We start from the raw sequence: 13,750 nt of genomic DNA, 5'->3' as shown, positions 1-13,750 counted from the left end.
TGGAGGCGAGCGGCAGCCGGGGACGGTCGGCCGTGGTGTGAGAGCGCTCTCTCCGGTGCCGGAAGATTAACCAGGCGGCCATGTTTCGTCAATGTTTACAACCGTGAATCAGCGCTGGTCGGAAGCTTTTGCTAACGGCTGTTCGTGCTCTCGTCCTCGGCCACCCGCTCCTCGCCGCGGCGGCGCAGCATCTTCAGGCCGGGCAGCCCGACGATCGCCAGATGCAGATCCTGGGTCACCGCCAGCAGGTTGTGCAGATCCGGGCCGACCTGGTCCAGCCGGCGCAGCAGGGGCATCACGTCGTCGACCAGGTGACCGCGCAGCGCCGGCAGGGCGTCCACCATCCGGATCGCCGCGGTGACCTCCTCCGGGGTCAGTTCGTCGACGAACCGCTGGGCCAGCGGCGCCGCCCGGCGCAGCGTGTCGGCGTAGTGCTGGAGCAGCTCGGCCGCCTCGGACGCCGCGGTACCGGCCCGCACCACCACGCCCGAGGCCGCGTCCGAGACGGTTTCCGCCCGGTCCACCACCCGTGCGGCGGACGTGGCCACGGCACCGGCCTCCTGGACCGCCACGGTGGCCACGGCGGAGATCGTCTGGACCTCGCGGATGGCCAGGTCGGCCCCGGTCACCACGCCGTCCACCCGGCGGACCAGGGACTCCACGTCCTCCACCAGCACGGTGATCCGGCTGACCAGCAACTCGGCCTGGCCGAGCAGGCCCAGCATCCGGGCCGGCACGGTGGCGACCGCCGCCACGGTCTCCACCGCCTGGCCCAGGGCGTACCGGGTGAGATCGACGAGGGCGGCGGGCGAGGGCAGGGGAAGGGCCATGAGCCCATTGTGCGGCCGGTGCGCCCGGAACGCCGTGGACACGGCCGACAGCGCCGGCCGTCGGTTACGGTTTGGCCGGTGGCACGGCACGATGCAGGGGTGCCACGAACGCGGAACTGGCTCCTGGCCGTGGCCGCGGTGGGGGTCCTGGGAGGTGCCGGCTTGGTGGGCGTGGGCAGGACGCACGGCTCCGACGACGCGGCGCCGGCGGCCGCCGCCTCCCCGGCCGGTGGATTCCCGGCCGGCCGGTCACCGGCCCCCGCGGACCGCGGCGAACCGCCGGGGGAGGAGCGGCGGCGGCGGGTCCGGGCGCTGGACGCCGCGCTGCGGGAGTACGCGGCCACGGTGCCCGAGTTCTCCGTCGCGGTGCTGGACGCGAGGACCGGCGAGCGTTACGCCTACCGCGGCTCCGAACGGTACGAGACGGCCAGCGTGGTGAAGGTCCAGGTGCTCGCGTGCCTGCTGCTGCGCGCGCAGGACGAGAACCGCGAGCTGACCGGCGAGGAACTCGCCCAGGCCCGGCGGATGATCCGGCTGAGCGACAACGACGCGACCACCGCGCTGTTCCGGCAGCTCGGCCGGGAGAGCGGGCTCACCCGGTGCCACGAACGGCTCGGGCTCACCGCCACCCGGGTCGACAAGGCGTGGGGCCTGACCCGGACCACCGTGGACGACCAGGTCACCCTGCTCGGCAAGCTGGTGGACGCCAGGGGCCCGCTGAACGCGGACTCGCGCAAGCTCGCCTTCACGCTGATGAGCACGGTGGACGAGGACCAGGTCTGGGGCGTGTCCGCGGTGGCCGGGCGCGGCGAGACCACCACGGTGAAGAACGGCTGGCTGCCGCGGTCCACCGAGGAACACCGGTGGATCATCAACTCGGTGGGCCGGGTCACCGGCGACGACGTGGACGTCTCGATCGCGGTCCTGTCGCACGGACACGGCGACATGCCGGGCGGCATCGAGGTGGTCGAGAAGGCGGCGAAACTGACTAGGCGGCACCTGAGGTACTAGGGCTCTCCGGCGCCGCCAGCCGGGCCTCGCGCCGCTTGTTCCACCAGCTCACCGACTGGTTGACCACGAGGATCAGGACGACCGCGGCCACCACGCCCTGCCACGGCTCCGGGAAGATCGAGCCGCCGGCCACCCCGATTCCGGAGTAGACCGTGGCCCACAGCGCGCACGCCGGCAGGTTGGCGATCACGAAGGTACGCCAGCTCAGGCCGAGGAACGCGGCGGCCAGCAGCACCGGCACCCGGCCGCCCGGGATCAGCCGGGACACCAGCAGCACCGGGATCTGCGTGCGCTGCAGGCGCTCCTTCACCGCGGCCAGGTGTTCCTCGTCGCGCAGCCAGCGCAGCCGCCGGGCGAGCTTCTCGCCGCCGGCCCGGCACATCCCGTACATGGCCAGGTCGCCCACGTAGGCGCCGGCCGCGCCGAAGGCGATCACGAACACGATGAGCGGCGGATTGTCGTGGAAGGCGAGCGCGGCGGCCCCGCTCACCGCCGCCCCGGTGGGTACCACGGGCACGATCGCGCCGAACGACACCACCAGGAACAACCAGGCCAGCGCGCCCAGGCCGGCGATCACGCGTCGTCTCCGGCCAGGGTCGCGTCCGGTGAGACCGCGCCGCCCGGGCGTACGGTCAGCTCCGCGCCGTGGGCGAGCAGCCGCACCCGGCTGTCCGGAGCGGTCCGCGCCGCCTGGCGGGCGAACTCCTCGCCGGGCGCGGCGAACAGGTGCGGCCGCAGCCGGCCAAGGCCGGCCGGCCAGAACGTGCCGTAGTGCACCGGCACCGCCCACGCCGCCCGGACCCGGCGCAGCGCCTCGGCCGCCGCCGCCGGGTCGAGGTGGCCGTGCGGCGCCAGCGTGGGACCCCAGCCGCCGACCGGGATCAGCGCCAGGTCCAGCGGGCCGAGGTCGGTCATCGCGTCGAACAGGCCGGTGTCGCCGGCGTACCAGGTGCGCGCGGAGCCCTCCACCACGAAGCCGAGGGCCACCGCCTGCTGCCGCGACCAGGGCCCGCGGCCGCCGGGGTGGGCGGCGGGCACCGCCCGCACCCGGACCGCGCCGACCGTGGTCGACTCGCCGGGCGCGAGTTCCACACAGCGGTCGCCGGCCGCCCGGCCCAGACCGCGGGCGATGAACCCGGCGGCGCCGCGGGGCACCACGAGCAGCGGCTCGCCCGGCAGGGCCCGCAGCGACGGCAGGTGGCAGTGGTCGGCGTGCAGGTGGGAGAGCAGCACCGCGTCCGGCGTGCCGGGCAGCCGCGGGGCCACCCCGGCGCGCCGGCGCAGGTGCACCACGCGATCGGTGAGCAGCGGGTCGGTGAGCAGCGAGACACCGGAGTCCGCCAGCCACACGGTGCTGTGGCCCCACCAGGTGACGCTGGTCCGGTTCACACGTTCACGGTACAGATCCGGCGCAGCGAGCGGCCCAGCAGCCGGGCGAAGCCGTGCTGCACCGCCACCGCCAGCGGGCCGGCCAGGATCGTCGGCCAGCGGGCCGGCCGGCTGAACGCGGTCACCCGCAGCCACACGCCGTGCGCGTCGCGCTCCACGAAGAACGCCTCCTCACCGCGTTCCTGATGGCCCGGCAGGGTGCCGTAGCCGAACCCGGCCCGGTCCGGCTCGTCGATCACGTAGACCACCTCGCACGGCACGGTGAACGGCCCGAGCGTCACGGTGAGCCGCACCCCGGGCGCGGCCCGGGCGGCGTCGGTGCGGATCCGCGCGCCGGCCCGCTGGTGCATCGCGAAGGTCAGCACCGCGTCCTTCGCCCGGGTGAAGGACGCCGGGTCGCCGGAGATCCGCACCCGGTGGTGCAGGCGGTGGTAGCCGGGCGGCAGACGGCCCTCCCGGGTGGCGCCGACCTCGGCATACGTGAACGTGTTCCGCATCATGGTCCTTCCTACCGCACCGAACCCCGACATGCCGTCGTGACGTTGCTCCGGCACACTGACGCCGTGACTGGTCCCCGCTCCGCCGTCGTCGTTAACCCCGTCAAGGTCCCGGACATGGACGAACTGCGCCGTCTGATCGGCGCCGGCCTGTCCCAGGCGGGCTGGCCCGAGCCGGCCTGGTACGAGACCACCCCCGAGGACGCCGGTCGCGGGCAGGCCGAGCAGGCGGTCAAGAACGGCGCCGAGCTGATCTTCGCGTGCGGCGGTGACGGCACCGTGATGGCGGTGGTCACCGCGCTGGCCGGCACGGACGTGGCGATGGCGGTGCTGCCGGCCGGGACCGGCAACCTGCTCGCCGCGAACCTCGGCCTGGCCGGCGACGCGGCCACCGGCGTGGAGGTGGCGCTGGAGGGCGGTCGCAAGCGGATCGACGTGGGCGCGGTCGGCGACCAGTGCTTCGCGGTGATGGCCGGGATGGGCTTCGACGCCAAGATGCTGGAGGGTACGTCGGAGACGGCCAAGAAGCGGATCGGCTGGCTGGCGTACGTCGGCGGCGCGGTGAAGCACCTGCGGGACCGGCCGATGCGGGTCCGGATCGTGCTGGACGGCGGGCGCCCGATGATGCGCCGGCCGCGGACCGTGATCGTGGGCAACGTGGGCCGGCTGCAGGGCGGCGTACGGCTGCTCAGCGACGCCGCCCCGGACGACGGCAAGCTGGACGTGGCCGTGCTGAGCCCGCGGAGCCTGGCGCACTGGGCGTCGCTGGGCTGGGCGGTGGTGCGCCGGCACGAGCGGATCCCGCTGATGGAGACGTACCGGGCCGAGCGGGTGGAGATCCGCAGCAACCGGGCGCAGCCCCGCCAGCTGGACGGCGACCTGATCGACCCGGGCAAGAGCCTGACCGTGCAGATCCGGCACCGGGCGCTGCTGCTGTGCGTGCCGCAACCCGACGGCGACCCCGACCTGGCATACGATTCCGGCGCCGCTCAGCGGGCTGCCGAGGGGGTGCGCGCGGCAGCAGAGGAGGCTGAGTGAGTTCGACCGAACCGGTCCCGGAAACCCGGATGATGCCCGGCGACCAGCTGTCCGCGGACGACGCGTTCCTGGCGTTGCGCCACTACGGTCGCTGGCCGCTGCTGCGGGACGCGTTCGTGCGCTTCCGGTACGGCGACGGCTTCAGCCACTCCCGCGCGCTCGCCCTGCAGCTGTGCCTGGCCATCGTGCCGTTCCTCATCGCGCTGTCCGGGCTCGCCACCGACCTGGGCGCCGAGGAGGGCGGCCAGATCGTCGCGGACACCGTGCTGGCGCTCACCCCGGGTGCCAGCGAGCCGCTGGTGCGCGACCTGCTGCAGGACGACGACCGTACCGAGGAGGCCGGTGAGCTGGCGCTGGCGCTCGGCCTGATCACCGGCCTGGTCGCGCTGACCACCGCGATGGCGCAGATCGAGCGGGGCGCGAACCGCATCTACGGCGTCGAACGGGACCGCCCGGCGCTGCGCAAGTACGTCCGCGCCGCGGCGCTCGCCGTGGTGGCCGGGCTGCCCGCGCTGTTCGGCTTCCTACTGCTGGTGGCGGGCCGGGCGGCCGGCGACTCCGCGGCCGAGCACCTCGGCTGGGGCGGCGGCGTGCGGACCGCCTGGGACTTCGTGCGCTGGCCGCTCAGCCTGGCGCTGATCGTCTTCGCCGTCGGCCTGCTCTTCGAACAGGCACCGCGGCGCAAGCAGCCGGCGCTGTCCTGGCTGCTCTTCGGCGCCGCGGTGGCCACCGTGCTGTGGTGGCTGGCCAGCCTGGCACTGGCCGGGTACGTCCGGATCAGCGACGGTTTCGGCGCCACCTACGGCCCGCTCACCGCCATGATGGCGCTGCTGCTCTGGGCCAACCTGACCGGCATCGCGTTCTTCCTCGGCCTGGCGTTCGCCGCGCAACTGGAGGCGAACCGGGTCGGCGTGGTCCCCGCACCGGAGGATCGCTGGCACCCCGGTTCGGACGACGAACCGCAGACCGACGCGGCCTCCCGGGGCAGCCCGGTGTGAGCCTCGGCGCCATCGGGTAAGAGCGGCGCCATGGTTACCCAGGAGGCCGGTGTGGTCGCCGCACCCGGCGACGACGACGGGAAGATTCGGGAACGAGCCGGCTGGGCGCCGCTGCGGCACTTCGCCGAGCGCAGCGTGCTGGGTCTGCTCGTAGTGGTGGCGATCGGAATCGGCTTCGGCCTGCTCCTGCTGCTGGTCCAGCTCAACGTGGGCCCGGTGCTGAGCGTCGACCGGGGTGTCGCCCGGGAGCTGAACGAGCTGGTCTCGCCGCGGTCGTACCTGGTCAACGCGCTCAACGGGATCTCCCGGCTGGGCGGACGGCCGTTCATGTTCTGGCTGGTCGGGATCACCGTGGTGCTGCTGCTGGTCCGGCACCGGACCCGGCTCGCGGTCTACCTGGTGGTCACCGGCGTCGGCGCGCTGCTGCTCGACCCGTCGGTGAAGGCCCTGGTCGGCCGCCTGCGCCCGGTGGTGGACGCGCCGGTGGCCACGGCACCCGGCAACAGCTTCCCGAGCGGGCACGCCCTCGGCGCCATGGTGGTGTACGGCGCGCTGCTGCTGGTGTTCCTGCCGGCGGTGCGCTACCGCAAACTGTTCATCGCGTCGCTCGGGCTGGTCGTCTTCGCGGTCGGCCTGACCCGGATCGCGCTGGGCGTGCACTACCTGACGGACGTGCTGGCCGGCTGGCTGCTCGGCGCGCTGTGGCTGAGCGTCACCGCGTACGCGTTCCGGGTGTGGCGCCGGGAGGCCGGGCATCCGGTCGCGCCGCTCGACGAGGGCCTGGAACCGGAGGCGGCCGACGCGGTCAAGCCGGCACCGGACTCGGCCCGGCCGGTGCCGCACCGGTGGGTGAAGGCCACCGAGATCCTGACCGGCTGGGCACTCATCTTCGGCGTGCTCTACCTGATCGGGTACCTGCTGAAGAACCAGACCGAGGGCACCTGGCTGGGCCGGTTCGACGACGGCACGGTGCGCTGGCTGCAGACGTTCCGGACGCCGGGGCTGGACGACCTCAGCTGGCTGTGGAGCAAGGCCGGCGACACCCACGCCATCCTGATCATCTCGCTGGTGTTCTGCCCGATCGCGCTGGCCGTCTGGCGGCAGTGGCGGCCGGTGCTGTTCCTGGCGCTCACCATGGTGGGCGAGCTGACGCTGTTCCTCTGCACCGCCGCCTCGGTGCAGCGGGCCCGGCCGCCGGTGGAGCAGCTGGACGGGCAGATGCCCACGTCGTCGTTCCCGTCCGGGCACATCGCCGCCACCATGTGCGTCTGGGTGGCCATCGCGATTCTGATCATGGGCCGGGTCTCGCAGCGGTGGCGCTACCTCGCGGTGGTGTTCGCGGTCGTCATGCCGGCCGGGGTGGCGCTGTCCCGGATGTACCGCGGCATGCACCACCCGACCGACCTGCTCGGCGCGGCGATCCTGACCACGCTCTGGATCGGTCTGCTGTGGTGGGTGCTCCGGCCGAACGAGAAGCCGGCCACCGCCGGAACCCCGGCTCCGTGACGCTCCGCCTGGTCACCTGGAACATCAAGACCGGCGGCGTGGACCGGGGCCGCGGCGACCGCCTCGGTGCCGTCGTCGAGGTCCTCCGCGGTGCCCGGCCGGACCTGCTGGCCCTGCAGGAACTGCGGGACTTCGACCGGCACGGCGGCCGCCGGATGCGGGCGGTCGCCGACGCGCTCGGCATGACCGCGCACCTGTCCCGGTCGGTGTTCGGCCAGCCGGTGGCCGTGCTGGCCCGGCCGCCGCTGCGGTTCACCCGGACCGCCTCGGTGCGGTGGCGGCTGCACCACGCCGCCGCGGTCGCCACGGTGTCCACCGACGCCGGCCCGCTGACCGTGGTGAGCACCCACCTCAACCCGTTCTCGCCGTACCGGCGGCTGCGCGAGGCCCGCTGGCTGGCCGCCCGGTACGCGTCCGGCACCCGCCTGGTGCTGCTGGCCGGCGACCTCAACTCGCTCGACCCGGACACAGACCACACCGGCACGCTGGCCCGGCTCGCCCCGCTCCACCGCCGCCGGCACCTGGCCGCGGACGGGGGCGCGGACACCCGGGCGATGGCCGCGTTCGCCCGCGCCGGCTTCGCCGACCTGTGGCGCGGCGACGGCGACGGGCGGACCGCGCCCACCTCGGCGGGCGGCGGGGCGGAGTTCTCCGGCATGCGCCTGGACTACGTGCTGGCCGGTCCGGCGGCGGCGGGCCTGGCGGGCGGTACCCGGGTGGTCCGCGGCGGCGCCGCCGAGCATGCCTCGGACCACTACCCGGTGGCGGTGGACCTGGACCTCACAGCAGCACGTTGAGCAGCACGGTGAGCACCACCGAGGCGAGCACGGACAGCACGATCATGGTGAGGCAGCCGAGCCCGCCGCCGAACACTCGAACCTCGGTGTTTCCGATACGCATGGGCCTCGCTTACCCGGTAACAGCCCGGGCACGCATCACCGCGGCGAGATGATCGGCGATCAGGTCCGCGCTGCGCCGGCCGGCCGTGGTGAGCGCGTTGTGCCCGGCCCTCGGCACGGTGACGGAGGTGCCGCCGCACAGCGTGGCGACCTGGTGCCGCCAGCGCGGCGGCGCGATCGGGTCCCACTGGCCGCCGAGCACCAGCGTGGGCACGCGCACCCGGGCCAGGTCCGCCTCCACCGCGTTGTGCACCGACCGGCCGAGCGTGGCCCACACCCGCCACGGCTTCGCGTCGCGCATGTCCCGGGCCAGGATGGCGGTCTGCCGCGGGTCCTCCACCAGCAGGTCGACCGCGAACCGCCCGATCAGGCCGCGCCGGTGCCGGGCGGCCGGGTTCGCGGTCGGGCCGGCCAGGATCAGCGCGGCCACCAGGTCCGGCCGGGCGACGGCCACCTCGGCGCCGAACGAGTGGCCCAGCACCGCGACCCCGGACAGCCCGGCGCCGTCCAGCCGGGCGGCCAGGTGCGCGGCGTGCCGGCCCACGTCGAACGCCGTGCGCGGCTTGGCGCTGAGCCCGAAGCCCGGCAGGTCCGGTACCACCACCGGGTGGCGGTCGGCCAGCGCGTGCGCGGTCGGCATCAGGTAGCGGTGCGAGACGGCGAGCCCGTGCAGCAGCACCACGGGCAGCCCGCCGGTGCGGTCGTCCCGGAACCGCTCGTGGCAGCGCAGGCCCGCGACGGTGCGCCACCGGCTCGCCCAGCCGAGAACGGGAGCGGGGGCCGCGAGGGCCAGGGCGAGGTCACCGGTGGTCAGCACCACGGGGGTGTACCCCCGCGGACGCCCCGGTATCCATCACCACCCGGTCCCGACCGCCCCGCTTCGCCGCGTACAGGTTGCGGTCGGCCTGGGACAGCATCGCCGACGGCGTGGTCCGCCCGTCCAGCACGGTGGTGACGCCCACGCTTACCGTCACCGGCAGCGTGCCGGTCACCGGGCCCCACCCGTGCCCCCGGATGCGCAGCCGCAGCCGCTCGCAGCGCTGCGCCGCCCCGGCCGCGTCCACCCCCGGGAAGATCAGCAGGAACTCCTCGCCGCCCATCCGCGCCGCCACGGCCGGTCCGGTCGCGGCCTCCTCCAGCATCTCCGCCACGTGCTGCAGCACGGTGTCGCCGGTGCTGTGCGAGAGCGTGTCGTTCACCCGTTTGAAGTGGTCCAGGTCGACGATGGCGAGCGAGATCGGGGTGCGCCGCACGGCCGCCTCGCCGATCAGGGCGGGCAGCCGCTCGTTGACGTACCGCCGGTTGTGCAACCCGGTCAGCGCGTCCCGGTGCGCCATCTCCCGGAAGTGCTCGCTGGCCCGGCGGGCCTCGGTGGCCTCGAACACCGCCTGCAGCACCCGGGCCCGGGCCTCCCGCTGCGTGGAGTGCAGCGCGGTGGCGTCGGCGTGGAAGGCGCAGTGTTCCGCGTACGCCTCCCGGTACCGCCCGGTCGCCGCGTACAGTGCCGCCTGCTCCTGCCGGACCCGCGCCCGGACCGCGTGCAGCCCCCGTTCCGCGCACATCCGCAGCGCGGCGTCCAGCGCCTGCTGGGCGTCGTCGTACCGCCCGTCCCGCCGCCGCGCCTCGGCCAGCGTGAGCGCGCACTCGGCCAGCGCGTCGCCCTCGGTGCCGACCAGCGTGCTCTGGCCGGCGTCCAGCGCGGCCCGCAACGTCGCCTCCACCGCGGCGTACCGGCCGCCCATCATCTCGATCCGGGCGACCGTGTCGAGTTCGTTGGCGCTGAACTCCCGCCCGCCGCGGTCCCGCACCTGGAGCATCCGGGCGACCAGGTCCCGCGCGGCCGCCTCGTCGCCGTGCTCGTACGCGGTGTACGCCATGTTGTTCAGGATGTACAGCGTCAGCTCGTCCTCGCCGACCGCGACCGCCAGGTCCAGCGCCTCCCGGAACCGCCGGTCCGCCTCGGCGTGCGAACCGGTCTCGTCCAGCGCCACCGCCAGCGCCATCAGATGCCGGCAGCGGATCGCCTCGGGTACGTCGTCGGTGAGGTGCGCGACGCACTGCACGGCGTGCGTCAGCTGCGCCGAACCGTCGCCCACCAGACGGTAGAAGACGGCCAGTTCCCGGTGCGTGCGGGCGAGCAGGTACGGGGTGCCGTGCCGCTCGGCCCAGGCCAGCACCTGGTGCGCCGCCTGACCGCCCTCGGCCGACCGCCCCTCGCGCAGCAGCACGCCCGCGGTGAGCAGCCGGGCCCGGTGGGCCAGCTGCGCGTCACCGAGCTCCTCGGCCCGGCGTTGCGCGGCGGCGGCCGGCTCGATCAGCGTGCGGAACCGCGACATCCGGCGGCTCTCCAGCTCCGCCAGGGTGGCCTCGAGGGCCGCGCGCTCGGCCTCGACCGCGGTGGTACCGGCGATCAGTGCCGTCTCCGTCGTCACCGCACCCCCGCCTCCCGTCGGCCTCCGGCCCGTCCGGCCGGTGGGTGTCCACGTTCGCGGCGCCGGGGTGCGAACCGGGTGCCGAACGGTTGCCGCCCGGTTGCCGTGCTCTGTCTGCCGCTCTGTCTGCCGTGCTCCGTTTGCCGGTGGCGTCGCCGGGCGGCTCGGGCGGAAGCCACGCCGTCGCCCGGTCCAACGCCCGGGGAGCCGCCGGGCTCAGCCGCGCCGGGCTCAGCCGCGCCGGGCTCAGCCGCGCCGGGCTCAGCCGCGCCGGGTGCAGACCCGGGCCGAGGCGGCGACCCGGTCCGTGGAGTACACCACCGCGACCGTGAAGCAGTAGTCGGACTGCTCGTCCAGGCCGTACACCACGTAGTCGACGGCGCCGGCCGGCAACTGCTGGAACGCCTGCGGCGGCTGCCCGGTGCGGCCGCCGGAGATCAGCAGCGGCCCCTCCGCGCCCTTCGGATAGGCCCAGGTCAACGACACGCTGTCGCGGTTGTCACGGAGCCGGACGTTCGTGGGCGCGCCGGGTACGGCCGCGGCGGACGCCCGCGGCGCGGCCGATCCGGTGGCGGCCGACGGCCCGGGCGCCGTGGTCGCGGCCGGCCCGGTGGCCGCCGGTGGGGTCCGCGGCGCGGCCGCCGGTGGGTCGTCACCGCGGGGGAGGGTCACCGCCACCACGGCGGCGGCCACGCCGATCCCGGCCACCAGCACCGCGGCCAGGACGAACGGCTGCCGGGAGGGGGACGGGTCCGGCCGCTCCAGGGGTACGGGCAGCAGGTGGTCGTCGGGGTGCGCGCCGACCGGGGCACTGCCCACCGGCACCTGATGTCCGTCCGCGGTGTACTCCGGGATCCGCCGGCCGGGCAGCGGCAGCGGGGTGTCCGCCCGGGCGTGCCGTCCGGTGAGGTCGCCGGGGGACCGGTGCACGTCGCTGAGATAGAGCGGGGCCTGGTAGACGGCGCCCTTGGGGTCGGTGGGCCGGTTGTCCGGCGCGGGCTGGTCGTCGGCCGGGCGGCGCGGCGCGACCATCGGCGCCACTCCGGGCGTGGTGGGCGTGGCCGGCGGTTCGTCCGGCATCGGGTACGGCATGCCCTGCGGCCCCCCGGGCGCGGCCTGCGGGCCGGCGGGCTCCGATCGTGGTCCGGGCGCGGTGGGCGGAGGTACTGCCGTGACGCCGGCCGGCCCGGGCGCGCCGGTCGGGCCGGGCGTGCCGGTCGGGCCGGGCGTGCCGGTCGGGCCGGGCGTGCCGGTCGGGCCGGGCGTGCCGGTCGGTCCGGCGGTGACGCCGGGCGCGCCGGTCGGTCCTGCCGTGCCACCGGGCACGCCGGACGGCCCTTGGATGGTGGCTGGCGCGCCGGTCGGTCCGGTGGCGACGCCGGACGGCACCGAGTTGACCCCGGGCGCGCCGGTCGGCACCGCGGTGACGCCCGGGGCCGTCTCCGGGCCGGTGGACTGCCGGACCCGGCCGCAGGTGTGCCGCCCGGACGCCCCGGCGGCGGCCAGCGTGCCGAGTTGCACCGCGAGCGGATGATCGGCGGGCAGGTAGCGGGCGCACAGCTCCTGCGCTCGGGCCAGGTGTTCCCGGGCCGCGCCGAGGTGCCCGCACTCGCGTTCCATCGTGCCCAGCCGGGCCAGCATCTTGATCCCGGCGGGGTCGGCGTCGCCGAACACCCGGCGGTGCCGTGCCCACGCCTCGGCCAGCCGGCCCCGGGCCGCGGTGCACTGACCGGCCGCGTGTTCCGCGGTGGCGAGGTCGGCCTCGGCCGCGATCACCCGGGCCGAGTCCCGTCCCTCCCGGTCGATCAACCGTCCGACCAGGTCGTGGTACAGCTGCGCGGCGCGCCCGTGGTTCCCGATCCGGGCCAGCACCGCGGCGTGCGTGGCGGCCGCGGCCAGCGTCCGGTCGTCCTCCGGGCCGTGCAGGCGTTCCTCCGCGGCGTGCGCGAAGCCCGCCCAGGTCCGGGCCGCGTGCGGGTCGCCCAGCGCGATCAGGATGCGGGCGTGCAGGGCCGCGGCGGCGGCCAGTTCCGGCGACGCCTGCCGGGGGTCCTCGGCCGGGTCGAGCGCGCGGTCGAGCACGGCCCGCGCGCCGGCGAGGTCGCCCGCGGACGACAGCGTCTGCGCCCGGGCGGTCAGATCGGCGAGGGGAGGTGACACGTGCCTCATAGTGCTTGGTTGGCCACCGTAGGTACAAGTCCTGGGCGTTTCGGGGCAGGAGACGGTAGAACAAACGCCATGACCGTCGCCGACCTCAAACGCGAGGTGCTCGTCCGTCACCTGGAGGCGTGGGCGCCGGCCGCGCTGCACCGGGCGCGCCGGGCCACCTACGTGCACGGCTACGCGGATGCCGACGGTGGGGCGCTGGCCGAGGCGGCGCTGCGGGTGTTCGCCGAACAGTCCGATCTGGTCCGCGGCCGGGAACTGACCATGGTCGCGGTCGGCGAGGACGTGTCCGCGGTGGCGGGCCGTCTGGCGGCGCTGCCGTCCGGCGCGGGACTGTCCGTGCACACGGTGGGCGGGGGCACCGAGGCGCGGCTCGGGGTGGCGTTGTCGGCGGTCGGCGCTGCGCGCGTACCCCTGCTGGGTTTTCTGGACGGGTCGGCCGCGGCCGGACCGCCCGGGCCGGACACCGTCGCGGCCCTGGCGAAGGGGAAGCCGGCGGAGGCGCTGCTGGTGCTGGCGCCGGGCGCGGTGACCGACGTGGCAGGTTACCGGACCGGTCTGCGGGACTCCGGGTTTCCGCTGGTGGCAGCCGTGGAGCTGGCGGTGGACGAGGCGGCCGGCGAACTGTTGATCTTCGCGACCACGTCCGGGAAGAGCCTGGAAGGCTTCAAGGAGACACTGTGGGCGGTGGACGAGTTCGCCGGGGTGCGGTACAGGGATCCCGGTGACCCGGAGCGGCACCTGATCGACATCTCGCTGACCCCGCACCCCGGGCCGCTGCGCCGGGAACTGCTCGGCCGGCTGGCCACGCTGGGGGAGGCCACGGTGACCGACCTGCGCACGTTCGCGCTGACCGAGACCGTGTACCGCGCGGCCGACGCCACCCGGGTGGTGCAGAGTCTGGTGCAGTCCGGCGCGGTCACCCGGCGGCCGGAACACGGCCGGCTCGGCGGCGACGTGGTGATCGCCGCCGCCGGCTGACCG

General features: G+C 75.3%; 13 protein-coding genes. 6 read left to right on the top strand and 7 right to left on the bottom strand.

The features are described 5' to 3' along the window. Nucleotides 1–131 precede the first annotated feature (131 nt). Complete coding sequence (locus tag LDL48_RS33360) at nt 132–830, bottom strand: hypothetical protein (protein ID WP_225259117.1); 699 nt, start codon at nt 828–830, stop codon at nt 132–134. 99 nt (nt 831–929) lie between these two features. Between LDL48_RS33360 and LDL48_RS33355 the strand changes: the two genes are divergently transcribed. After that, a complete protein-coding gene (locus LDL48_RS33355) occupies nt 930–1,841 on the top strand; it encodes a serine hydrolase (RefSeq protein ID WP_225259116.1) in 912 nt (303 codons plus the stop codon). Here LDL48_RS33355 and LDL48_RS33350 read toward each other — a convergent pair. Genes LDL48_RS33350 through LDL48_RS33340 form a run of 3 tightly spaced genes read right to left on the bottom strand, consistent with a single transcriptional unit; the run spans nt 1,819 to nt 3,730 of the window. Then, nucleotides 1,819–2,418: a DedA family protein gene (locus LDL48_RS33350; protein WP_225259115.1), complete on the bottom strand. Its 600-nt coding sequence runs from the start codon at nt 2,416–2,418 to the stop codon at nt 1,819–1,821. The two genes, LDL48_RS33355 and LDL48_RS33350, sit on opposite strands and share 23 nt — an antisense overlap. Next, on the bottom strand, nt 2,415–3,230 hold the full coding sequence (locus LDL48_RS33345) for an MBL fold metallo-hydrolase (RefSeq protein WP_225259114.1): 816 nt from the start codon (nt 3,228–3,230) through the stop codon (nt 2,415–2,417). Before LDL48_RS33345 ends, LDL48_RS33350 begins: the two co-directional genes overlap by 4 nt. Further along, the gene (locus LDL48_RS33340; protein ID WP_225259113.1) at nt 3,227–3,730 is read right to left on the bottom strand and encodes a DUF1990 domain-containing protein; all 504 of its coding nucleotides are present in this window, start codon (nt 3,728–3,730) and stop codon (nt 3,227–3,229) included. The genes LDL48_RS33345 and LDL48_RS33340 overlap by 4 nt, the downstream gene beginning before the upstream one ends. Before the next feature lie 36 nt (nt 3,731–3,766). Here LDL48_RS33340 and LDL48_RS33335 point away from each other — a divergent pair, with 36 nt between their 5' ends. The 4 genes from LDL48_RS33335 to LDL48_RS33320 are packed head-to-tail and all read left to right on the top strand — an operon-like array spanning nt 3,767 to nt 8,066. After that, the gene (locus tag LDL48_RS33335) at nt 3,767–4,765 is read left to right on the top strand and encodes a diacylglycerol/lipid kinase family protein (RefSeq protein WP_372472248.1); all 999 of its coding nucleotides are present in this window, start codon (nt 3,767–3,769) and stop codon (nt 4,763–4,765) included. Beyond that, nucleotides 4,762–5,763: a YihY/virulence factor BrkB family protein gene (locus LDL48_RS33330; RefSeq protein ID WP_225259111.1), complete on the top strand. Its 1,002-nt coding sequence runs from the start codon at nt 4,762–4,764 to the stop codon at nt 5,761–5,763. The genes LDL48_RS33335 and LDL48_RS33330 overlap by 4 nt, the downstream gene beginning before the upstream one ends. Nucleotides 5,764–5,793: 30 nt before the next feature. Further along, entirely contained in the window at nt 5,794–7,269 is a 1,476-nt protein-coding gene (locus tag LDL48_RS33325) for a phosphatase PAP2 family protein (RefSeq protein WP_225259110.1), read from the top strand. Then, nucleotides 7,266–8,066, top strand: coding sequence for an endonuclease/exonuclease/phosphatase family protein (locus tag LDL48_RS33320; protein WP_225259109.1), 801 nt, complete (start codon nt 7,266–7,268; stop codon nt 8,064–8,066). Before LDL48_RS33325 ends, LDL48_RS33320 begins: the two co-directional genes overlap by 4 nt. A 112-nt stretch (nt 8,067–8,178) precedes the next feature. Here LDL48_RS33320 and LDL48_RS33315 read toward each other — a convergent pair whose 3' ends face one another. The 3 genes from LDL48_RS33315 to LDL48_RS33305 form a co-directional block, all read right to left on the bottom strand. Continuing rightward, nucleotides 8,179–8,985 (bottom strand): alpha/beta fold hydrolase, encoded by an 807-nt coding sequence (locus LDL48_RS33315; RefSeq protein ID WP_225259108.1) that lies wholly within the window; start codon nt 8,983–8,985, stop codon nt 8,179–8,181. Continuing rightward, nucleotides 8,969–10,600, bottom strand: coding sequence for a GGDEF domain-containing protein (locus tag LDL48_RS33310; protein ID WP_225259107.1), 1,632 nt, complete (start codon nt 10,598–10,600; stop codon nt 8,969–8,971). The genes LDL48_RS33315 and LDL48_RS33310 overlap by 17 nt, the downstream gene beginning before the upstream one ends. Before the next feature lie 261 nt (nt 10,601–10,861). Beyond that, entirely contained in the window at nt 10,862–12,760 is a 1,899-nt protein-coding gene (locus tag LDL48_RS33305; protein WP_225259171.1) for a fibronectin type III domain-containing protein, read from the bottom strand. A gap of 78 nt (nt 12,761–12,838) precedes the next feature. On the opposite strand from LDL48_RS33305, the gene LDL48_RS33300 reads away from it, so the two are divergent. Beyond that, on the top strand, nt 12,839–13,747 hold the full coding sequence (locus LDL48_RS33300) for a hypothetical protein (RefSeq protein WP_225259106.1): 909 nt from the start codon (nt 12,839–12,841) through the stop codon (nt 13,745–13,747). The last annotated feature ends 3 nt before the right edge of the window (nt 13,748–13,750 follow it).

The sequence above is a fragment of the Jidongwangia harbinensis genome, from assembly GCF_020216025.1.
GTDB classification, from domain to species: domain Bacteria; phylum Actinomycetota; class Actinomycetes; order Mycobacteriales; family Micromonosporaceae; genus Actinoplanes; species Actinoplanes harbinensis.
Note: the sequence above shows the minus strand (reverse complement) of the source record. Positions and strands in the feature narration are given on the sequence as shown.